17 protein-coding genes are annotated in these 23473 nt (G+C 48.1%); 8 read left to right on the top strand and 9 right to left on the bottom strand.

Annotation, left to right across the window (positions count from 1 at the left end; translation table 11 throughout):
* Positions 1–648: 648 nt before the first annotated feature.
* Positions 649–2268, top strand: a complete 1620-nt coding sequence (locus W04_RS07610) for an alpha-glucosidase family protein (RefSeq protein ID WP_053910399.1) — start codon at positions 649–651, stop codon at positions 2266–2268.
* Positions 2269–2455: 187 nt separating this feature from the next.
* Entirely contained in the window at positions 2456–2692 is a 237-nt protein-coding gene (locus W04_RS07605) for a hypothetical protein (protein ID WP_022945095.1), read from the top strand.
* Between the two features lie 75 nt (positions 2693–2767).
* Here W04_RS07605 and topA read toward each other — a convergent pair whose 3' ends face one another.
* Both topA and W04_RS07595 read right to left on the bottom strand, forming a co-directional pair.
* Positions 2768–5413, bottom strand: coding sequence for a type I DNA topoisomerase (gene topA / locus W04_RS07600; protein WP_053910398.1), 2646 nt, complete (start codon positions 5411–5413; stop codon positions 2768–2770).
* A 266-nt stretch (positions 5414–5679) separates the two neighbouring features.
* Entirely contained in the window at positions 5680–8571 is a 2892-nt protein-coding gene (locus W04_RS07595) for a hypothetical protein (RefSeq protein ID WP_053910397.1), read from the bottom strand.
* A gap of 165 nt (positions 8572–8736) precedes the next feature.
* On the opposite strand from W04_RS07595, the gene W04_RS07590 reads away from it, so the two are divergent.
* Complete coding sequence (locus W04_RS07590) at positions 8737–10071, top strand: dicarboxylate/amino acid:cation symporter (RefSeq protein WP_045978389.1); 1335 nt, start codon at positions 8737–8739, stop codon at positions 10069–10071.
* Positions 10072–10124: 53 nt separating this feature from the next.
* Here the strand turns inward: W04_RS07590 and sohB are convergent, their stop codons facing one another.
* Both sohB and W04_RS07580 read right to left on the bottom strand, forming a co-directional pair.
* Positions 10125–11141: a protease SohB gene (sohB, locus tag W04_RS07585; RefSeq protein ID WP_053910396.1), complete on the bottom strand. Its 1017-nt coding sequence runs from the start codon at positions 11139–11141 to the stop codon at positions 10125–10127.
* A 100-nt stretch (positions 11142–11241) separates the two neighbouring features.
* Positions 11242–13647, bottom strand: a complete 2406-nt coding sequence (locus W04_RS07580; RefSeq protein WP_053910395.1) for a VolA/Pla-1 family phospholipase — start codon at positions 13645–13647, stop codon at positions 11242–11244.
* Between the two features lie 198 nt (positions 13648–13845).
* Between W04_RS07580 and W04_RS07575 the strand changes: the two genes are divergently transcribed.
* Entirely contained in the window at positions 13846–14595 is a 750-nt protein-coding gene (locus tag W04_RS07575; protein ID WP_022943559.1) for a YciK family oxidoreductase, read from the top strand.
* A 57-nt stretch (positions 14596–14652) separates the two neighbouring features.
* On the opposite strand, the gene rluB is transcribed toward W04_RS07575, so the two are convergent.
* From rluB to W04_RS07550, 5 genes are read right to left on the bottom strand one after another with little or no spacing between them, the layout of a single operon-like run.
* Positions 14653–15516: a 23S rRNA pseudouridine(2605) synthase RluB gene (gene rluB, locus W04_RS07570; RefSeq protein ID WP_045978392.1), complete on the bottom strand. Its 864-nt coding sequence runs from the start codon at positions 15514–15516 to the stop codon at positions 14653–14655.
* The gene (gene scpB, locus W04_RS07565; RefSeq protein ID WP_022943561.1) at positions 15513–16103 is read right to left on the bottom strand and encodes an SMC-Scp complex subunit ScpB; all 591 of its coding nucleotides are present in this window, start codon (positions 16101–16103) and stop codon (positions 15513–15515) included. The genes rluB and scpB overlap by 4 nt, the downstream gene beginning before the upstream one ends.
* Positions 16104–16161: 58 nt before the next feature.
* Positions 16162–16980 (bottom strand): ScpA family protein, encoded by an 819-nt coding sequence (locus tag W04_RS07560; RefSeq protein WP_022943562.1) that lies wholly within the window; start codon positions 16978–16980, stop codon positions 16162–16164.
* Positions 16980–17600, bottom strand: coding sequence for an L-threonylcarbamoyladenylate synthase (locus tag W04_RS07555; protein WP_022943563.1), 621 nt, complete (start codon positions 17598–17600; stop codon positions 16980–16982). Before W04_RS07555 ends, W04_RS07560 begins: the two co-directional genes overlap by 1 nt.
* A gap of 25 nt (positions 17601–17625) precedes the next feature.
* Complete coding sequence (locus W04_RS07550) at positions 17626–18459, bottom strand: PHP domain-containing protein (RefSeq protein WP_022943564.1); 834 nt, start codon at positions 18457–18459, stop codon at positions 17626–17628.
* 482 nt (positions 18460–18941) lie between these two features.
* Here W04_RS07550 and W04_RS07545 point away from each other — a divergent pair, with 482 nt between their 5' ends.
* Genes W04_RS07545 through trpCF form a run of 4 tightly spaced genes read left to right on the top strand, consistent with a single transcriptional unit; the run spans position 18942 to position 23471 of the window.
* Positions 18942–20519, top strand: a complete 1578-nt coding sequence (locus W04_RS07545) for an anthranilate synthase component 1 (protein WP_053910394.1) — start codon at positions 18942–18944, stop codon at positions 20517–20519.
* Positions 20516–21106, top strand: a complete 591-nt coding sequence (locus tag W04_RS07540) for an aminodeoxychorismate/anthranilate synthase component II (RefSeq protein WP_053910393.1) — start codon at positions 20516–20518, stop codon at positions 21104–21106. The genes W04_RS07545 and W04_RS07540 overlap by 4 nt, the downstream gene beginning before the upstream one ends.
* Positions 21107–21109: 3 nt before the next feature.
* Positions 21110–22114 carry an anthranilate phosphoribosyltransferase gene (trpD, locus tag W04_RS07535; protein ID WP_053910392.1) on the top strand — a complete coding sequence of 335 codons (1005 nt, stop codon included), beginning with the start codon at positions 21110–21112 and terminating at the stop codon, positions 22112–22114.
* Complete coding sequence (trpCF, locus tag W04_RS07530; protein WP_053910391.1) at positions 22107–23471, top strand: bifunctional indole-3-glycerol-phosphate synthase TrpC/phosphoribosylanthranilate isomerase TrpF; 1365 nt, start codon at positions 22107–22109, stop codon at positions 23469–23471. The genes trpD and trpCF overlap by 8 nt, the downstream gene beginning before the upstream one ends.
* Positions 23472–23473: the final 2 nt, after the last annotated feature.

Here is a 23473-nt window from a genome sequence, read left to right as displayed (position 1 = left end):
TTTATCCCGATTAACCATTTTATTAGGACCAATTGGTGATAGTTAGCGCTGCACCAATTTGGCTCGTGTTGTTGTCGCAAAAAATACTAACGCTCGTCTTAAATTATTAACAAACTTATGCATACGTATTCAATGTAATTGCAGCTGCAATATTTTACATTTTAGTTACATCAAAATTAGCAACAATCCAGTAAATATGCGAGCTTGCTAGCCTTTACAGCACAGTTACAATTTAACACCCCCCAACAATACGCTGCCTTAGCCTACGCCAACCCCCTGAACCCATAAATAAGCCCACATCCCTTACTATTAGGGCCATTGAGAACATAATAGTAAAAGTCCATATTGTGACGTGGTAATTGGTCTTACCATTCATTTTCGCACTACTTTAGTGCACTGGTAGGCTGAATCGCCTTAAATAAGTGCAAGACCCGATTAACGGAACGAGCCAGCTCAACGGCACCATTTCCATTGGTAAACAGCCTTTTGGTATCAAGTTGGTGACAAAGCCAGGCAAACACTAAAGCCACCTAATGCGCTTTTGCATACGAATACATCATGCATACGTATGCAGATTTTTTACAAGCGTTCTGAGGTTGCCGTATTCTTTGCCAAGCAAAAAAATTAACCGATGTTCTGGAGCGAAACATGGCGAACCCTCTTTGGTGGAAAGGTGCGGTAATTTATCAGATTTACCCCCGCAGCTTTCAAGATACAAACGGCGATGGAATTGGCGACCTCCGAGGTATTATTAACCGCCTTGATTACATAAAAAGCTTGGGTGTGGATGCGGTGTGGATCTCACCGTTTTTTAAATCGCCAATGAAGGATTTCGGTTATGACATCAGCGACTATCGTGATATTGACCCTATTTTTGGCGACCTTACAGACTTCGATGAACTGATCGCCGAAGCACATCAGCGCGATATTAAAATCATTATTGATCAGGTATTGAGCCACACCTCAGATCAGCATCCCTGGTTCTTGCAAAGCCGCGAATCAAACAATAATGAGTATGCTGATTGGTACGTGTGGGCAGACGCTAAAGAAGATGGCACGCAGCCTAACAATTGGCTATCCATTTTCGGCGGCCCGGCATGGCAATGGGAACCTCGTCGCGAACAGTATTATTTGCATAACTTTCTTACCGAGCAGCCAGACCTTAATTTTCATAACCCGCAAGTGCGCCAAGCGGTGCTGGATAACGTGGAGTTTTGGCTCAAAAAAGGGGTTGATGGCTTCCGCTTAGATGCCATTAACTTTTGTTATCATGACGCTCAATTACGTGATAACCCGGCAAAGCCAAAAGAAAAGCGTCAAGGCCGTGGTTTTAGCGAAGATAACCCGTACGCTTTTCAATACCATTACTACAACAACACGCAACCTGAAAACCTCGACTTTATGCGCGATATTCGTGCCTTACTCGACAAGTACCCGGGTACGGTAGCACTTGGGGAGATTTCGTCTGAGGATTCCCTTGCGACCATGGCCGAATACACCAGCGGCGGTGACAAGCTGCATATGGGATATAGTTTCGAGCTACTAACCGATGATTACAGCAGCGCCTATATTCGTAAAACGGTCGAGACCTTAGAGGCGAATATGCTCGAGGGCTGGCCTTGCTGGGCGTTTAGTAATCATGATGTGGAGCGTGTTGCCAGCCGTTGGGCAAAAAACGGCGAAGTTAACCCTGAACAAGTAAAAATGTTGACCGCACTGCTTGGCTCCCTACGTGGTAGTGTATGCATGTATCAAGGTGAAGAACTGGCATTAGGCGAAGCGGATGTTGCATTCGAAGATTTGCAAGACCCCTATGGCATCACTTTTTGGCCCAACTTTAAAGGCCGTGATGGCTGTCGCACGCCGATGCCTTGGCAACAAGGCGAGCATGCGGGCTTTACTGATGGCAAGCCTTGGTTGCCAGTAAGCGATGCCCATAGTAGCGCCAATGTGGCTAAGCAACAACAGGACCCTAACTCCACGTTGAATGCCTACAGCGAATTTATGGCTTGGCGGCGTCAGCATCGTGCGTTAGTTGAAGGTGACATTCACTTTATTGATACCCATGAGCCCGTTCTTGCTTTTACCCGCAACCATGGTGATGAGTCCATATGTTGTTATTTTAACCTATCGGAGCAACCCGTGAGTGTCGAAGTAACGCACGCGCCCAGTCATCAATATCAAGATTCGTTGCGCCATCACACTGGGCGATTGCAAGGCCAAACACTGCATATACCTGCATTTGGCTGTTGGTTTGCTCGTCTTTAACCCCTTCCCTTGTGTCATAAAACGTGACATTTTTTAGCACCCTACGGGGTGCTTTTTTTGTGCTTGTTCAACAATCATGTTGCTCACCCAAGGACAACGTCGGTTATCTTGACGATAAAAATAACTCACTTTCTAAAAACCGGGGATTACGCTAAAAATAAAGCACTTTCCAAAGAGGAACTATGCAATGAAATACCTTGTTTTAAGTGCGCTGTTTGCTATTGGCTTACAAAGTGCTTTTGCCAGCGATGACCTACCAGTCGCCCCCGAGGAGATAATCAAGGAGCACACGCAGATGTGCCTAGACTGGGCCACGGAAGATGACATTGATGCGCAAAGCCAGTATCAGTATGTGCTCGACTGTGTCAATGATGAGCTCAGTGACAATGGTTACCAGCACGTACAACAAGTGAATATCAAATAGCCGCTTGCCTAATATGGGCCTAGGGGAGTAAAAAAGCCGCTCAATCATTGTGAGCGGCTTTTTCTTTTTTGCGGGTTACTTTTTCTTTTTCGCTTTCTTTTTCTCTTCTTCAACCCATTTACCATTTTCGTAGGTTGCCTTCCAGCCGGTCGCTTTACCATCGACTTCTGTCATTACATACTGCGACTTAGTCTTACGGCTAAAACGTACTACCGCTGGGTTACCATCAGAGTCAGTCTCTGGCGCATCGGCTAAATAGTAAAATTTAGGTGATATACGATCGCGAAAACGCTTTAATTCAGAAACCTTAGGTGCCCGAGTCTCCCGTGACTTAGGAAAAGTAGAGGCCGCCAAGAATATACCGGCAGCGCCATCACGCAGCACGAAATAGGCATCCGATTTCTCGCATTCAAGCTCTGGCAAGTGCACCGGGTCCTCTTTAGGTGGTGCCGGCTCGCCATTTTTGAGCAGTTTACGGGTGTTTTTACAGTCTTCATTGGTACAGCCAAAATACTTACCGAAGCGACCGTTTTTCAGCTCCATATCGGCGCCACACTTATCGCACTCAATAATCGGACCATCATAGCCCTTGAGCTTAAACTGCCCTTGTTCAATGAGATAACCACTGCACGCGGGATTATTACCACAGACATGCAATTTGCGGGTTTCATCAATTAAATATGAATCCATGGCGGTTTCACATTTAGGGCAACGCTTCATTTGCATCAATGTTGATGTTTCAACATCTTCAACTTCATCGGCATTGACCGCTTCCTCACCTGGCGTGAGGTTCATGGTGGTGGTGCAGCGCTCTTTAGGTGGCAAGTTATACCCGGTACAGCCCAAGAACACACCGGTTGATGCTGTGCGGATCCCCATTTTTCTGCCACAGCTAGGACAATCAATGTCAGTCTCGACCATTTGGTTTTGACGCATTCCGCCTTGCGCCTCATCGCCACTGGCAATGGCTAACTTTTCCGAGAAGTCGGCATAAAAGTTATCCAGCACTTGAGTCCACTGACGCTCGCCCTCGGCAATATCATCCAGGCGCTCTTCCATTTTGGCGGTAAAGTCGTAGTTCAATAGCTCGGTAAAGTTCTCAACAAGGCGATCGGTGACGATTTCACCCATTTTTTCGGCGAAGAAACGACGGTTTTCCACCCGTACATAGCCTCTGTCCTGAATAGTGCCGATGATCGAAGCATAGGTTGAGGGTCGACCGATACCGCGCTTCTCAAGCTCTTTAACTAGGCTTGCTTCACTGTATCGCGCTGGCGGCTTGGTAAAGTGCTGTTGTGGGTCCAGCTTATCTAAGCCTAATTCATCACCGACACTCAATGCTGGCAGCGCTTGCTCTTCATCGCTTTTCTTGCGCACGGCAGGTTGTACTCGGGTCCAACCATCAAAGCGCAATACGCGGCCTTTGGCTTTAAGCTCAAACTCACCCGCTGTAACCGTCACTGTGGTTAAATCGTATTGCGCTGGCACCATCTGGCAGGCAACAAATTGACGCCAAATAAGCTCATACAGTTTCTTAGCGTCAGCATCAACACCCTCAACATGCCCTGAAAGAACGTTCACATCTGACGGCCGGATTGCTTCGTGCGCTTCTTGTGCATTGCCTTTTGCGCTGTAAATATTGGCTTTTTCCGGCAGGTAATTGTCGCCAAAATTATCGGCCACATAACCGCGACACATGGCGATAGCGTCTTGTGACAAGTTAGTCGAGTCAGTACGCATGTAGGTAATATAACCGGCTTCGTAAAGACGCTGCGCTAGCATCATGGTCTTTTTAACGCCATACCCTAAGCGCGTACTGGCCGCTTGTTGCATGGTGGAGGTGATAAAAGGCGCACTTGGACGGCTTTTACTCGGTTTTTCTTCAACGTCGGTAACTTGGTACTGCGCCGATTGCAGCTGCGCCACAGCAGAGTCAGCCTGGTCTTTATTAACCGGTTTAAAGGCTTTACCTTGCTCTTTGGTTACCAGAAGACGTAACGCATCGGCTTTGGCTTGTACATCGGCATGAATATCCCAAAACTCTTGCGGGATAAAGGCCTTGATTTCACGCTCGCGTTCAACAAGAAGACGAACAGCAACGGACTGCACGCGCCCAGCAGATAACCCGCGCGCCACTTTTTGCCACAACAAGGGCGAGACCATAAAACCAACAACACGGTCTAGGAAGCGTCGCGCTTGCTGAGCCTGTACCATATCGGTATTCAGCTCGCCTGGGGTAGAAAAGGCCTGTTGAATGGCATTTTTGGTGATTTCGTTAAAAACCACCCGTTTGTACTTCGACTTATCACCGCCGATAATCTCTTCAAGGTGCCATGCTATGGCTTCCCCTTCTCTATCCAAATCCGTTGCAAGATAAATTTCATCTGCCGTTTCGGCGAGTTTTTTTAATTCTTGAACAACTTTTTCTTTGCCGGGTAGCACCTCATAGTGAGGCTCCCAACCTTTTTCTGGGTCAATACCCATGCGTGCAACTAGGTTTTGATAGTCACGCTTCTTTTTATAGGCGGCTTTTTCCTCAGGGGCCATTTTGCGCACTTCGGCGGGAGATTTTGCCGCAGGCGCCTTCGCCTTACCTGACCCTGAGGTGGGAAGGTCGCGTACGTGACCTACGCTGGACTTAACAACATAGTCCTTGCCTAGGTATTTATTAATTGTTTTTGCTTTTGCAGGAGACTCTACAATGACTAGCGATTTGCCCATAATAGCCTAAGTTGACCTATCTCTTTTTATAATGATTGCCCTTGTTCGTGGGCACGAATAAATATAGGTATATCTACAAACACCTATTGTTACAAGCTTTGACGCTAAACTTTTATCTAATCAGCGATTTTTTGACCAGCTATTGCTGTGATTTTGTCCGTTATGGTGATTAATCACCGGTGCACAGGCTAACGCCGGGCAATATATAGGAATAAAAACAAAAATGCCAACCGAGTGGTTGGCATTTTGTTTAACAAGACGCGCTATTATTGGTTATCAACAACAGTCATTGATGCAGATACTACCGTGGCATCACCACCATCAAATCCTGATGGAATGGTAAAGGTAATTACCAAAGCACCTGTATCTTTTTGGTTGCCTTGTGCTTCTCTAGATACTTTAACAATAGAATGTGAAGGTTTATCACTGTTCGTATTGCCTAGGGTTGCAGTGTGACTGATAAGGTCCAAGTCACCATTGCTCGAAGTGATTTCTACTTCAGTCCCGGCAGGTAAAGGATTACCAAACTCATCGCTGTAATAAATATGGATATCTTGAAAAGCGAGTCCGCCTTCGTCTTCCGTACTTACATTGACTTCTTTAATATCACATTTACCATCAACGTTAGTAGACTCCAATTCGCGCTGCGCATCGGTTGTACAGCTGTTCGAATCAATCGCAAAGCGTACAAAAGGCTTATCGCCAGACATCACTAGCTCTACACTGCTACGCACTTCAATCAGCTCACGAGTACATTCACCGGCCGCTTCAGCCTCTTGTGAGCACAATAGACCATTGTATTTGCCGTCCGCTTCATCAAAGATGCCATCGTTATCAAGGTCACGCCAAGTTTCGTTATGACCGCCTCGCGAGAGTAACTCTGAACAAGGGTCAGTCGGTCCAGGTGTTGGATCGCAGTTGGCTTTGTCGAAGGTGCCATTTTCGTTATGGTCGATAAAGGCTTCGGTTAAGTCATACTCTTGATAGTATTCACCAATGTCGAACAGGCCGTTACGACGGGTCACACCACCGCTCGACTCTTCATCAACAAAGTTTTCTTGGCCTTTGGCTACCGCCATTACAGTAACACGCCCGCCCATGACAATACCATTAGGGTCATTCTTAGCGCGTACCATACCATTGATACAAGGTGCGGGTTGCGTAAACCACGTGTCACAATTCTGCTCACCGGTTTTTGGATTAATGCCCTCGGTAGTAGATGGATTGCCGTCGATATCGCCTATACGGTTACCCCATTTATAGTCTTCAAATGGTCTATCACCTTGGCTACGCCATTGAATGGTACAGGCTGCATCAGTCGTTTGACATTTAAAGGTGGGGTTAAACTGCGTGCCATCGATCACTCCTGTAGCGCCTGCCTCAGCAAGTACCGTTGCTTCAACACCATCGCCACTTAGCTGGTTAAATTGGTCACCAAAAAATACCGTAAGATTAGATACCACACCGTTGTAATAAAGCGAGTTGGAGTTAATAACGTCGGCGCTTAAATCAAAGCTGTTCTGATCGGTCACGCCTGAGCTTAAAGTAAGCAAACTAGATACCGAGCTGATTTGCTCACTTAGTGGAATAAGTCGAAGTTCGCCTTCAGGGCAAGAGCTTGGGGCATCGGCTGCTTGACAGGCTTCATATTCATCAACCCAACAGGTCAAATCATCACCTTCAGGCAAGGCGGCCACATCGGCTTTTGGCACATAGCAAGCTTTTACAACTAGGGCACCTGGGACCACACCAGAGGTCACAGTGGTTTGCACCACACCGTTGTTATCAGTATTACCTGTTACCTGTGTCAGTGTTGCTTCACCGGTGCCGTCAGTCAAACGAAAATCGATGCGGTCCTGAGCGACAGGGTTGCCATCTTCATCAAGAAGTTTAAAGCGCACCACAGATTGGGTAGGTACACCGCCTTCACCTGGAGGAAGAGCGATAAACGCCTCGCTTACATCCATAAATTGAATAGATTGTACAGGTGACGCTTCAACCGGAATAATGGTTGTTGCGGTGTAGTTTTTACCACCAGTCTCTACTGTTACAGTGACGTTATCTTCAATGTTACAGCCGTTCGCGCGGTAGGTTGCTGTAGCAATACCGGCACGCGATTTTACTTTGTCATCCAAAGTAGACTGACCACTGGCGGCACAAGTAGAACTAAATTCCACATCGGTCGGAGTTTGGAATAGGTTGCCTTCCTCATCGCGAAGCTGCACTTCGATAACCGTACTGCCACCGGCTTTAAGTGGAATAACATTATTGTTGTTATCCGTTGCCAAGCCGTTATCAACTGTCAGCTCTAAATCTACCACACCCACAGCAAAGTTAGTGGTGTCAGTGACGCCCAATGCTTCGGCGGTAATCGTGCCTGCGCCACCTTGGTTGCCTGGCTGTAAACGCAATAGTGCGCGGCCAAATGAGTCGGTTAATGCAGTGCCAGACGATGGTAATACTGTGCCCACTGAGGTCTGGGCATTAACGATTGCCGAGCCCACGCCGTCGCCACTTTGAATGCTGGTTACTTCAACGTAAATCTCGCCCACTTCATTAGAAGAAATGCTATTTACGATATTACAACCGGTATTCGGGTCACGAGGGTCAAGCATGACGTTATCACGGTCATCATCCCAACCAGCGTTACAACCAGTGAGTAGTAACACGTCAACATCGGCGGTTTCCTCGGTCACAACAACGTCATCACCTTGGGTGGTAAAATCCGCTTGCGCTGTCACTTGGTCTCCCGCAGCCGGAATGTAAGTTGCGGTTACACGACCCGCGCCTTTCACTTGACCTGGGCCAATAGTGACCTGTGCGACACCATCTGCGTTCGTTTGTGCAGAAGCAGGTTTTAGCTCACCTAGGGTATTGCCACTTACTTGCTGCAGGCTAAACTCAATGGCCTTACCGGACACCGAGCCTGAAGTTGCGCTGAGCGTTGCTACTGCTTGCGCCGGGTTATCATTAGAAATAGGATTTTCGGCAGATATTGCATTGCCTTCACTGTCCACCACGGTTACGGTAATGGAATAACTACCGGAAGAACTACCATCTCCCCCCGTGTCACCACCTTCTTCTAAACTGCCGCCGCCACCGCAGGCGACTAGAAGTAAACTCAGTAATGAGGCACTGAGCAATCGCACAAAACGCATTGACTTCTCCCTAACGTTTTATTGTTTAAATTATTTACTTAATATTAACCCAGGATGAGTGAATTACGCATTCCTTTTTTGAAAAAAGTTGTCGTTTTTCGCTGCATTGAGTGATTTTCGCTGATAGGCTATAGCGAATTACAATAACGAAGATGAATCATACCTATGTCTGAAAAAGGTTCAATGTCTCTCACCACGCGTATTATGATTGGTATGGCGCTAGGTGTTGTTGTCGGCTTCTTGTTCAAGTTGATTTTGGCCGGTGAAGACGAATTATTACTTGATTTAGGCTTGTTTGCCTTTCCTGTTAAAGGCTTTTTTGTTGACGGTTTATTCAATATTGGCGGGCAAATCTTCATTGCCAGCTTAAAAATGTTGGTGGTGCCACTGGTATTTGTGTCCCTCGTTTGTGGTACTTGTAGCCTCAGTGATCCGAAAACCTTAGGTCGTTTAGGTGGTAAGTCCATCGCCATGTATGTGGGTACCACTGCCATTGCCATCACCGTCGCCATTACCTTAGCGCTGTTAGTAAGCCCTGGCGATGGCGTCACCTTGCCAAATGATGCGACCTTTGATGCGAAAGAAGCGCCGACGCTGGCTCAGGTCATCATCAATATGTTCCCCACCAACCCTATTGATGCTATGGCCAGTGGTAACATGTTGCAGGTCATTGTTTTTGCGCTACTATTCGGCATTGCAATGGCTCTCAGTGGCGAAGCGGGCCAGCGCCTAAGCGCCGTTTTTGAGGACCTCAATAATGTCATTCTTAAACTGGTTACCTTACTTATGAACATTGCCCCTTACGGGGTCTTTTGTTTGATGGCAAAACTGTTTACGACCATTGAGCTGGGGCTTATTTGGAGCCTGATGAAGTATTTCGGTGTGGTGGTCGCAGCGCTGCTGATCCATGGGTTAATTAACTACTCTATCCTATTAAAAGTGCTGACTGGCTTAAATCCTGTCACCTTTTTATCGCAAATGAAGCACACTTGTTTGTTTGCGTTTAGCACCTCAAGTTCCAGTGCAACCATGCCTATTACACTTGAGACCGCGACTAAAAAGCTCGGTGCTAGTAACTCCGTAGCCTCATTCACTGTGCCACTGGGAGCCACTATTAATATGGACGGCACCGCCATTATGCAAGGCTGTGCAACCGTGTTTATCGCTCAAGTGTTTGGTGTCGATTTAAGTATTTCAGATTACCTAATGGTTATTCTTACCGCCACATTGGCATCCGTTGGAACCGCTGGAGTGCCAGGAGTTGGCTTGATTATGCTGGCGATGGTACTGAATCAGGTGGGCCTCCCCGTCGAAGGTATCGCGATTATTATCGGCGTCGATAGATTGTTAGATATGACGCGTACAGCGGTTAATGTGACCGGTGATTGTATGGTTACCTGTGTTGTCGCCAAATCTGAAGGACAGCTTGATGAGACCGTCTTTAACGATCTCGAGTCGGCTAAAGAACTGGAAGAATATAAGCCCAAAGCAAGAAGCTAACCTTACTTGTATAAAAAACCTCGCCGTTGTGGCGAGGTTTTTTTATATCTAAATTAAGGTCTCAGGCGCTGACCCTTAGACCATATCTTTAAACCTGCTTTTTCTACCGCGAGACTTAAGCTATGCGCGACTTTATCCGCCAAGCCTTGTTTTTTCTTATAGCTCACTTTGTAAGCTTGTCGCTCTTTACTAAACGCAAGTAGTTCATCATCACTGGTCGTGATTCTATCCACCAACCCTTTTTCTTTGGCATCAATCGCAAACCAGTGCTCCCCAGTAGCGACGGTGCCTAAGTCTAATTCAGGGCGATGCTCGCTGACAAAGTGTTTGAACAATTGGTGCGTTTGTTCAATTTCTTGACGGAACTTTTCTCGCCCTTCATCAGTGTTTTCGCCAAACAAAGTAAGGGTCCGCTTATACTGCCCTGCGGTAATGAGCTCTAGATCAATATCGTTCTTTTTCAGCACCTTATTAAAGTTTGGTATTTGCGCAACCACGCCAATAGAGCCGACAATAGCAAAAGGCGCAGCAATGATTTCATCGGCAACACATGCCATCATATATCCACCACTGGCGGCGACCTTATCAATGGCGATGGTCAGTGGTATCTGTGCCGCTTTCAAACGGGCCAGTTGCGACGCTGCTAAGCCATACCCATGGACAACGCCTCCGCCGCTTTCCAAGCGCACTAATACCTTATCTTTTTGCTTATCGGCCAATGTTAAAATCGCCGTGACTTCCTCACGTAAGCTCTCAACTTCATGAGCATCCATGGAGCCAACAAAGTCAATAACGTATAGGCGCCCTTGCTGTGTGTCGCTGCTGTCACTTTTAGCTGCCTTTTTCTGTTCTTTCTTGAGCGCTTTTAAGGCTTTTTTATCCAGGGTGTTTGCTAAAAAATCATCTTTCAACTGTTTTAACTTTGCTGAGAGATCGTCAACCTGAAGTGATCCTTCTTTACTTTTAGGTTTATTTGCCGCTCCTGCAATCATTGCGATGATAATGACGATTGCCACTAAAAAAGTCAGGGTTTTTGCAAAAAATAACCCGTATTCATAAATATACTCCACCTAGAGTCCCTCTTTCATTGTTGATGCACGGCAATGTAGCACAGCCATTAGCCACAAAAAAGCCGCGCAATTGCGCGGCTGATAGTCGAAACCCGTGTGCTTACTGGGCTATCACATCTTCATTAGTGATAGGCAATATCGTACCTTTCGATTTCAGATAGGTCGCTACTTGCTGTTGCATTTCAGCATTCGCTGCAGCGCTATCTGCTGCACTTGCTCCTGCTTGCGGGTTCGCAGCTGGCGTCAAAAGTGTACCATGGTGGCCTTTACTAAAGCGTACTAGGTAGCTTTGTGGGCTATCTGCTAACTGCGTTTGTGCTGCATTGTCAGCGCCCATCATCATTGCAAGTGGAATAGTTCCGGCAATGGGGTTGCTCTCAACCATAGGCGGGATCACCGTATCCGGCTTGTTTTCCATGCCATCACCCACAACCACGCTGGTATAAACTGGGGTTTGCTGTGCGTTTACACGCATTGCGTAGTTGGTTGGGTCACCGGCATCCAGCAATGTTTGTGCAGCGTAGGTAAACTGCGTTAACAACCCTTGAATATTAGCCAAGCTCGCAGTGTCACCTTGAGCTGTTAACTGCGCTAAAAACGCTTGATAACCACAGCCAACGTACGCCTCTTGGTTATCAATAAATTGTGCACAGCTAGAGACTGCGCCTTCTTGTAGGAATGCGCCAAACGCTGCTGACTCATCGGTTCCTGCACCAGCTAATACTGAACCTTGGATAAATGGCCCAAATGAATCTGATGCAAGTAAGAAATTGGCGATGCCGCCACCACCACTGCCAAGTGCCACAGTGTTCACTTTAAACAATGGATCAACCTGAGGGTCAAGCTCTGCATTCGTCATAGATAAGAAAGCCGGGGCCACAACCGCACCTAAGGAGTGACCGACGAAGCCCACATCCATCGTGTTGAGCATAGGGTCGTTGACAAAATTAAGACCTAGGCGCAAACCAAGTAAATCCGCAGCTGATTGGCGTAAGTTATCACGCGCGACCAGCAATGAATTCAAATTCATATACGCAAGCACAGAGCCTGTGGTCGCATTAAAATCGTCAGTGCCATCGTTGTCGACATCGATTCCACGCTCACCGTGAGCCGGGTGGTCGATAGCAACGGTGGCAAAGCCTTGAATACTTAGCGCCGCAGTCAACGCCAGCATATCCTCTTTGCGACTGGTAATCCCATGTTGCATGATAACAACTGGCCAGCCAGCAGCAGGCATGCTCATGGCATCAAGCCCAAGCTGACTGCGGATAGCGTTTAAGGTCATTAAATCTGCCGGTTTTGTAACCTGTACAGGTATATTTCGATAGCTCTGCACTTTCGGAATGGTGTTGTATTTCGTTAGGTGACGTTTGTCATCCAAGCTCAAATCACGCAATTGACCGCCGCTGAGAGCGGCACATATTGCATCATTTTCACTCACTGGTTGCTCAGGGAATGCTTCACCAGCCTGCTCTTTATAACCAAGCACGGTTACAGCGCTGTCGCAGTTTGCTTGCCAGTAGGTGTTGTTTAAATCACTGAGCTCTTTGCCTTGTGGGCTTTTTAAGTAGTAAGGAAGAACAATGCTGCCTTTTTCATAGCTCACTGCGTTAAATGCAGGATTAATGTCTTGCATGCCTTGAGCCGCAAAAATCTGCCCTACTGTGAGCGCAGGCTGTTGCGGGATCATCATCTCAGGCTTGGGTAAGCTATCTTGAGTGAGCGACGCGGCAAGCAAGCTTTTAATCGTGCCGAGCACTTCACCTGCACTTTGCATGGTCATCGCCGCTGAGTAAATAATGTCGTCTTTGCTTAGGTCACTGCCGCCAACAATAACGTCTTCATAACTGTTGATCACCGCTTGCAAACTCAGTTGCTGCTCAGTAACAAGTGGGTCTTCACTGCTAACACTAGCATAGGTCGATGACGGGGCAATGGCGTTACCGGCTGAATCGGTCAAGCCGTTGGTCAATACCGTAATGTACGAGCGCCCTTGAGTAAATGGCTTAAGTGGCACCACAGCCACGGAATTGCCACTGGCTTGGGTGATAAAGTCAACGCCAAAGTTAAGTTCTTTAACATATTCACAGGCAATGCCTGCCGGTACTTGAGCGCAGGTTTGTGAGCTTTGGTCGGCGCCCATCACAACTTCAAAAATACGCACATTACCCGGTGTTGCAGCCGATGTTGCATCAAGGCTTACACCAGGGGAAAAATCGAAATCAATGGCATATGGCATTTGCGTCGACCACCCATCTAACGCACCGAGCGCCAGTTGAGGGTTAGTGTAATCATCGCCTTCACCAGGAATATTCAAGGTGCCATCGGTGGTGCCGCTTAAAAGCAGATCATTGGGTACGGAGATTTCCCCGGCACCGGGGTCAAACACCACTGTGGATTGCGGAACAACCGTAGGTGTTTCATTCTTAACGTCTTCGAGCGTTTCTCCGCCACCACAGCCAGCGAGCGCAGACGCTACAGCGAGAGGAAGTAGCAATTTTTTCATGTTGTTGGCTCCAAACCTTTTTTATTGTTATCTGCTTATTATGTGTGTATTAAAGATAGCAAAATGTTAATGACACATTAGACCAGTTTAACTTAACGTAAACCTATGCCTTTCGCCACTTAATTTTGTAATTAAATCGATTACTTGTTATTTGAGTATGGTAAAATTCTTAAAAAGATCATGCTCTAGGTGCAGCTTATGCAAAACTACCAAGCAAGTGCAAATGCATTAGATGAAAAAGTCATATTAATTACTGGGGCTGGCGACGGCATCGGCCGGGTTGCCGCGTTAACCTATGCCAAATACGGTGCTACAGTAATTTTATTAGGTAAAACAACTAAAAAGCTCGAAGCAGTTTACGATGAAATCGTCGCTGCAGGTGGCCCACAACCAGCGATTGTTCCATTGGATTTAAAAGGTGCCACACAGCAAAATTACCGTGACCTGGCCGCCACTATTGATCAGCAATTTGGTAAGCTCGATGGCTTATTAAACAATGCTGGTATCCTGGGTGCATTAGGCCCAATGGAACATTTCTGTACATCCACTTTCGAGAACATCATGAAGGTCAACGTCACTGCGCAAGCAATGCTGACCAAAGCGTTGTTTCCTGTATTAAAGAAATCAAACAATGCATCGGTTGTGTTTACGTCGTCGGGCGTTGGCCGCGAAGGCCGCGAATTTTGGGGAGCTTATGCTATTTCTAAATTTGCCACCGAAGGCATGATGCAGACATGGTCAAAAGAAGTCGATAAAACCAATATTCGCATCAATTGTATTAACCCAGGCGCCACCCGCACGAGTATGCGTGCCAGTGCTTACCCAGGAGAAGACAAAGACAAGCTAGCAACGCCTGAAGACTTGATGCCCACTTACCTTTATTTAATGAGTGATGACTCTAGTGACGTTAATGGTCAGTCGTTGGATGCGCAAATTAAAAAGAAATAATTAGCACATCTTGATGTAAAAAACGCCGCGTTGATTGCGGCGTTTTTTGTATCTGAATTAACGGCGTTTCTTTTGTTGTTGCACGCGCTGGTTGTGCTTTTTAACAGCTTTTCTAATGCGGTTCACTTTAGCGCGTTTGTCTTTTCGCTTGATAGGGTCAACCGATAACTTAGTTTGTGTTTCAGGCTTTAACTTTACGGTCTTACGCAGGTAATTCACTTTACTGAGTTCAAGTTCTTCCCAGCCACCTTGTGGTAAGCGCTTATTGAGCTCCAGCTCGCCATAACGTACGCGGATCAGGCGCGATACTTCCACCCCTTGAGATTGCCACATACGACGTACCTCACGGTTGCGTCCCTCGCTCAATGTAACGTTAAACCATTTATTGATCCCCTCACCGCCCATAGGCTTAACACTATGAAAACGTGCCGGCCCATCATCGAGCTCCACGCCTTTGGTGAGGTTGCGAACTGCTTCTTTGGTTACATCACCAAATACGCGCACCGAATATTCACGCTCAATTTCATAGCTCGGGTGCATCACCCTGTTGGCGAGCTCTCCATCGTTGGTAAATAACAGCAACCCTGAGGTGTTAATATCTAAACGACCAATGGCAATCCAGCGGTCGCCTTCAATTCGCGGTAGTCTGTCAAATACCGTACGACGCCCTTCAGGGTCTTTACGGGTGCACAGCTCACCTTCAGGTTTGTGGTACATTAATACCCGACACACTCGCTCTTGTGGCTCTTCAACTTTGACTATGTGGCCATCGACACGAATGGTTTGGTTGGGCTCAACGCGATCGCCTAAGCGCGCCACTTTGCCATCAACACTCACGCGGTTGGCCTCGATGTACTTTTCCATCTCGCGACGGGAGCCGACGCCGGCTCTGGCTAGGACTTTTTGTAACTTTTCACTCATTCAGATGGTTCTCTCACAGAAGGATCGTGTAATAACTTATCTATCTGGCTTTGCTGCTGCTCAGGGAGCGGCGGTAATTGCTCTAAGCCAGATAGCGAAAAATAATCTAAAAATTCATTCGTCGTCGCATATAACGCGGGGCGACCAGGGACTTCCTTATGGCCAATCACCTTCACCCAACCGCGCTCTTGCAATGTTTTCATAATATTGCTAGCAACTGTCACACCACGCACTTGCTCTATTTCGCCTCGGGTTATAGGTTGACGATAGGCTATCAGTGACAGGGTTTCCATTAACGCCCTTGAATATTTCGGTGCCCGCTCTTGGAATAGCTTGCTGAGCCAAGGGCTTAAGCTGCTGCACGCCTGAAAGCGATAGCCTGAGCCAACGTGCACTAAGCGGATCCCTCGGGTTTGATAATGCGCGCTGATGGCCTCTAAAGCTTCATTAACGCGCTTAGAAGACACATTAATATCACTGAGTACAGTTTCTTTGAGTTGTTTTTTTGTCAGCGGTTTAGGGGCAACGAAAATTGCCGCCTCTAGCAACTCTATAAGCTGCTCGTCACTAATGCGTCGCGTGCTCATGCTCAGACCTCCATCGCGGGCGCTATTATGGCAGAGCTACACCATAAGGCAATGCAAATCACGCTGCAGCATGCTCTTTTAAACGCACATGTATGGCACTTTCGCTATTAGCTTGTTGGCAGTGAATAAGCCCTTCTTTGGTGAGCTCTAATATGGCTATAAAGGTCACCACCACACCGGCGCGCCCTTCTTGTGGGGTAAATAGCAAGGCAAAATCAATATAACCGGAGTGGTTTTGTAATTGCGCTAAAATAGCGCTCATGCGTGCCCGGGTCGATAGCTGCTCAGGAGTGATATGATGATGCTCAAAGGTTTTGGCTCGGGCCATGACATCACTGAGTGCCAGCATTAATTCTTCTAGTGCTACTTCAGGAAATAAAGGTTCAGGCATAGCCGCTTCTTCAACTAACGCGTGAGCGGTAAAAATATCGCGCTCCATGCGCGGCAATTCATCCAGCTGCTCCGCCGCCTTTTTAAATTGCTCGTATTCTTGCAACCGTCTCACCAGCTCGGCGCGAGGGTCTTCCTCTTCCTCACCGAGTTCTTCATGCACAGGTAACAGTAAACGTGATTTTATCTGCGCCAACAGCGCCGCCATCACCAAATACTCACCGGCGAGCTCCAATTGAAACTCACGCATCATTTCCACATAGCGCATATATTGCTCGGTGATGCTAAAAATAGACAGCTCAAGGACATCGAGTTTGTGCTTTTTGATAAGATAAAGCAGCAAGTCCAAAGGCCCTTCAAAAGTCTCGAGTACGACTTCTAGGGCATCCGGTGGAATATATAAATCTTCTGGCTTTTCAACCACGGCCTCGCCGCGAATAAACGCCAGCGGCAGCTTTTGCTGCTCTACCAAAGTATCTTGGGTCATTATTTAAAGGGACTGGGATCACCACAACCGACACGCAAAATCTCCACTGCGTCATCGGACAAATCCACCACAGTAGTGGCCTGTTCACTCAAAAAACCACCATGGATAATCACATCGACGTGCTTCTCTAAACGATCGCGAATTTCATCGGGGTCTGACTCGGTGAATTCAGCGCCAGGCAAAATCAATGAACACGACATTAAGGGTGCGCCAAGCTCTTCAAGTAACGCCTTACTAATCGGATGATCGGTGACGCGAATACCAATGGTTTTCTTTTTATCATTTAATACTCGTCGTGGTACTTCCTTAGTGCCTTTGAAAATAAAGGTATAAGGGCCTGGCGTGTTATTCTTGATCAACCGAAACATCTGGTTATCAACGCGTGCATAGGTCGCAAGCTCTGATAAATCGCGACACATCAAAGTAAAATTATGGTGCTTTTCGATACCCCGAATTCGGGTGATCCGCTCTTGCGCGGCCTTTTCCCCTAGTTGGCACCCTATGGCATACCCAGAATCAGTGGGATAGACCATTACGCCGCCTTTGCGCACAATATCCACCGCTTGTTGGATCAGCCGTGGCTGCGGATTTTGCGGGTGAATGTGAAAAAATTGACTCATGTTTATCCTTGCTTTGTGATAACGACTACTGCCAACGCTGCCATACGCCTTCACAGTCTTTAGGTAAGTATAGGTTCTTTCCTAATTCTATGTAAGGTAAAGGAAAATGGAAATCAGAACCTTGCGAGCACAGCAGCCCATGCTCGCGCGCAAGCTGCCCTAAAAACTGCCTTTCACAGGGCGCTTGTTGGGTTTGGGCCACTTCCATTGCATCGCCACCGAGCGTGGCGAATTCGTTTACTAACTTGCGCAGCCACTTATTCGACATTTTGTATCGAGCCGGATGCGCGAGCACACTCTGCCCGCCTGCTGCGGCGATGGCCTTAATGGCGGTGTGCATGTCACACCATGTACTTGGCACATACCCGGTGTTGCCGCGACTGAGGTATTTTTTGAAGATGCCTTGAAAGGTCTTCGCTGCGCCTTGCGCCATTAACACCCGGGCAAAATGGGCACGCGTTACTTGCGCCTCAGCGGCCAGCTCACAGGCTTGTTCATAGGTGTTTTCAAACCCTGCTTTTTGCAGACGTTCGCCTATTTTTATCGCTCGTTCACTGCGCTTTTGCTGCTGTTCAGCCAACAATGCTGTCAGTTCCGGAGCCTGGGTGTCAACCTGCAAGCCAACAATATGAATTTCAAAGCTGTGCCAGCGCGTGGATATTTCGACTCCGGCGACTAATTCTAGGTCGAGCGCCTGCGCAGCTATCGCGGCGCGCGCTGGAGCGATACCGGCAATGGTATCGTGATCGGTGAGCGCGAGCACATCAACTCCCTTGTCGGCGGCTCTCGATACCAGCTCATCAACACTTAAAGTCCCGTCGGAAAAATTACTGTGGCAATGTAAATCGTACTTAAGCACACAGCCCTCTTAACAGCTATCAATAATGCCATTAGCTTATCATTTTTCACCCCGCAGCGCGGCAATAACTTTTTATTTATAAAATGGTTGACACTGATGCTCAGCTAGGTTTAACTAACAGCCATCAATTAATTAGGATTATCAAGCTCATGCAGTCACAGGCTAATAACACACATATGACATGGTGGTGGCACTCGTAATCGCGGGTGGAATTAGTCGTGCGCAGTGAGTACTTCCTGATTAACAAAACCCGCAGCAAGCGGGTTTTTTTGTATCTAAACAAAGGTAAGTAACATGATTTTAACGCAGTTCGTAACAGTAATTTGGTGGTGGCACTCGAGATAGCGGGTGGGCCTTGTTACGGCTGAGCATAATTGCAACCCGCAGCTTTTCGAAGTATGCGGGTTTTTTGTTTTTAGGCCATCATCATTGCTAGCAGCAATAAAACCGATGGCAATACATTTTGGGAATGAGGACTTTTTATGATTTTTAGCCACATCTCGACCGAGCCCGGTCAGGTGACCAGCATTAGCCAGCGGCGAGACTATATCCCCTCTGCGCTGAGCCTGTTCGCCAAGCTCGATACCGATAATAGTTTGTTACTGGAGTCCGCAGAAATAGACTCCAAAGCCAATTTAAAAAGTATCGTATTAGTTGATAGCGCATTGCGCATAGAGTGTAACGGCAGCGAGGTCAGTGTCATCGCGCTATCAAATAACGGCGCGCAACTGCTGCCTTATTTGCAGCGTCACATCGATGCCGGCACCACCACACTCGATAACACTACCTTGCAAATCAGCTACCCGCCCGCGGCCAGCGATTTAGACGAGCATGCCAAGCTCAAAGCAGCCAACGCCTTCGATACCCTACGTCAGTGCATTAATCGCATCAGCAACAACTCTGACAATCCGTTTGCCATTTTCTTAGGCGGCGTAATGGGCTACGACATGGTCGCGAATGTTGAGCAACTACCCGCCGTCGAGGCAAAAGATAACAGCTGCCCAGACTATGTTTTTTACCTTGCTGAAACCCTAGTGGTGGTTGATCACCAAGCACAGAGCACTGAAATTATCGGTAACGTGTTCAATGGCCCGCAAGTGCATGCCAATTGCTTTGAGGTAGGACAAAAAGTCGAACGCTTAAACACCCTCTGTGATGATGTGGAGGTACTACCAGCGCCGCAGGCAACAGCGCAGCCTGTAGAAGCCAGTGTCGATATCAGTGACGAAGACTTCAAGGCGCAGGTTAGCCAACTAAAGCAACATATTATCGACGGTGATATTTTTCAGGTGGTGCCTTCACGAACCTTTACTCTGCCTTGCCAACAGCCATTAGCGGCCTATGCACAGCTGAAAACACAAAACCCCAGCCCCTATATGTTCTATTTGCGCGACCAAGATTTTACGCTGTTCGGCGCTTCTCCTGAATCGGCCTTGAAATACTGTGCCCAGAGCAATCAAGTTGAGGTGTATCCGATAGCGGGCACGCGCCCGCGTGGGAAGCATGCCGATGGACGTTTAAATTTAGACCTCGATTCGCGCATCGAGCTCGATTTGCGCAATGATGGCAAAGAGCGCGCCGAGCACATTATGCTCGTCGATTTAGCGCGTAACGACGTCGCTCGTATCAGCCAGGCCGGCACGCGTCACGTTAAAGAGCTACTCAAAGTCGATAGATACTCCCATGTCATGCACCTTGTTTCGCGGGTGGTAGGACAGTTAAAAGAAGACCTAGATGCACTGCACGCTTACTCGGCCTGTATGAATATGGGCACTTTGGTTGGCGCCCCCAAGGTCAGCGCTGCACGCTTAATTCGTGAGGTAGAAAAGAAACGCCGAGGCAGCTATGGCGGTGCCGTCGGCTACCTCACGGGTGATGGAGCCATGGACTCTTGCATTGTTATCCGCAGTGCTTTTGTCAAAGGTGGCCTAGCCCATGTGCAAGCCGGCGCTGGGGTGGTTTATGACTCAGACCCGCAAAGTGAAGCCGATGAAACCCGCGCTAAAGCCGGCGCCGTACTGCGCGCTATCGCCACCAGCCAAGGAGCAACAAACGCATGAATTATAAGATTTACTTCTTAGATAACGAAGACTCTTTCAGTTATAACTTGGTGGATGAATTTGCACAGTTGCGCCAAGAGTTGGTGGTGTATCGCAATACCGTGGCGGCGGAAGTCATATTCGAGCGCATGTGCGCAGAAACCCAGCCGGTGGTGCTCGTGCTTTCCCCCGGGCCTGGCGCGCCCGACAGCGCGGGATGTTTAATGGCGCTCATTGACCTGTGTCGGGGACGCTTCCCGATGCTCGGGATTTGTCTCGGGCAACAAGCATTAACGCAGGCGTATGGGGGTGAAATTGGCCATGCTCAGCAAACGGTGCATGGTAAATCATCCACCATTAGCCTAATGCCCCACCCCGCTTTTAGCGGCTTTGGCGAGCACCTCGTGGTGGCCCGTTACCATTCCTTAGTGGCAACCAAGGTAAGCGATCAATTAGCGATTATCGCGCAGTACCAGGGCATGCCAATGGCTGTGTGTCAGCATCAAGATAAGGTGCTTGGCTATCAGTTTCACCCAGAGTCGATTCTAACTCCTCATGGCGCGCAACTATTGCAGCAAAGCCTTGAATACTTAACAGCACAGGGGTAACTCATGGATGTAATGAATAAGCTGTATCAGCAGCAGGACTTAACCTTTGCAGAGTCACAGCAGCTGTTCGATAGCGTGATGCGCGGCGATATTGATGATATCACCCTGTCGGCCATGCTTACCGCGCTGAAAATTAAGGGTGAATGCGCCGACGAGATTGCCGGGGCCGCCGCCGCTATGCGCGCCAATGCCCTGCCCTTTAACACCTCGGCGCAACACTTGGTCGATGCCTGTGGCACCGGTGGTGATGGTGCCAACACTATTAATATCAGCACCACGGCAGCGCTTGTAGCCGCCGCCTGTGGAATTAATATGGTCAAACATGGTAACCGCAGTGTATCGAGTAACTCAGGGTCGTCTGATTTGTTACAAAGCCTGGGGATCAATATCGATATGAGCCCAGAGCAAGCCGCCGCGATGCTTGAGCAAACCGGCTTTGCGTTTTTGTTCGCTCCGCTTTACCACCAAGGGGTCAAGCACGCGATGGCGGTGCGTACCACCCTTAAAACACGGACTCTGTTTAATATTCTCGGGCCGCTTGCTAACCCGGCGGCACCGGATTATCAATTACTCGGGGTGTACGACCCTGCCTTATGCTTACCTATGGCAAAGACCCTGCAAACCTTAGGATGCAAACGGGCGATGGTCGTCCATGGTGCCGGCACCGATGAAATCGCCTTACATGGTGAGACCCAAGTGGTTGAACTCAACCAAGGGCAACTGCATGAGTACACCTTAAACCCCAGTGACTTCGGACTTGCAAACTATTCACTTGCGCAACTCAGTGGTCAAGGGCCAGACTACAACGCCAATGCCACGCGGGCGATTTTAAGCGGCCAAGGAGAGCCGGCGCACACCAGTGCGGTGGTGATCAATGTCGCAGCGTTATTAGTATTGACCGGCAAAGCGGCTAATTTCAAAGAGGCCAGCGCGCAGGTTCAAGACGTTTTACAATCCCAGCAAGCACAACGCACGCTTGATACCATCATTGAGGTAAGTCATGGCTAATGTATTAGAAAAAATTGTTGCCGATAAACGCCATGAGGTAGCGCAGCGTCAACGCACGCAACCGTTAGCGAGTTTTATTGACGACATCACTGCGAGCGACCGTGATTTTTATCGTGCCCTGAAACAGAGCCCAACGAGCTTTATTCTGGAATGCAAAAAGGCATCGCCCTCAAAAGGGCTTATTCGCGATGTATTTAACCTGGATGAAATCACTGCCGTCTATAAAAAGTACGCCAGCTGTATTAGTGTGCTGACCGACGAAAAGTACTTTCAAGGCCATTTTGACTACTTAACCCAGGTACGACAGAAAGTCAGCCAGCCACTGATTTGCAAAGATTTCTTTATCGACCCTTATCAAGTTTATTTGGCTCGTTTACACGGCGGTGATGCTATTTTATTGATGCTCTCAGTGCTTGATGACGACACCTACACGGCGCTTAGCAAACTGGCTAAGTCACTGAATATGGATGTATTAACTGAGGTGAGCAATGAGCAGGAAGTAACTCGGGCGCTGGCGTTGAACGCCGAGATCATCGGTATCAATAACCGTGACTTACGCGACTTATCGACCGATTTGGCGACCACTGAACGGCTTCGCCAATTGATCCCCAGTGATAAAGTGTTGATTTCTGAGTCGGGCATTTACAGCCATAAAGACGTGCAGCGCTTAAGCACCTTGTGTGACGGGTTTCTGGTTGGCAGTTCTATTATGGCCCAGGCTGATATTGAAAGCGCTTGTCGCGCCTTAATTTTTGGCGAGCATAAAGTCTGTGGTCTTACGCGCTCACAGGATGCACAAGCGGTATACCAAGCTGGTGCCTATTATGGTGGCCTGATTTTCTACCCAGGCTCACCCCGCTATGTTGACATTGATTGCGCCAAGGCCATTGTTGATAGTGCGCCGCTGCATTACGTAGGGGTTTTCGTTGACGCACCGATTGCGCAAGTCAGCGACTATGCCACGCGATTAAAACTGGCTGCCGTGCAGCTGCATGGAGGGGAGGATGAGCATTATATTCAGTCATTACGCCAAGCGCTGCCGTTATCGTGCCAAATTTGGAAAGCACAAGCGGTGGCTACACAGCTGCCTAAAGCGCTCGCGGGCGTCGACCGTATTCTCTATGACACGTATAGCAAACAAGCGAAAGGTGGCACCGGTGAGCAATTTAACTGGCAACTGCTGGCGCAGGCTGAACCCCCTTTCATGCTGGCAGGCGGCTTGACCCCTGGCAATATTGCTGACGCTTTAGCACACAACGCAACCGGGCTGGATATTAATTCCGGCGTAGAAACCGCACCCGGTAAAAAATGTACACAGAAAATTAATGCTGCCTTTGCGGCAATTCGGAATTATTGAGG

Source organism: Pseudoalteromonas sp. SW0106-04, from assembly GCF_001293805.1.
In the GTDB taxonomy this organism is placed as follows: domain Bacteria; phylum Pseudomonadota; class Gammaproteobacteria; order Enterobacterales; family Alteromonadaceae; genus Pseudoalteromonas; species Pseudoalteromonas ruthenica.
Note: the sequence above shows the minus strand (reverse complement) of the source record. Positions and strands in the feature narration are given on the sequence as shown.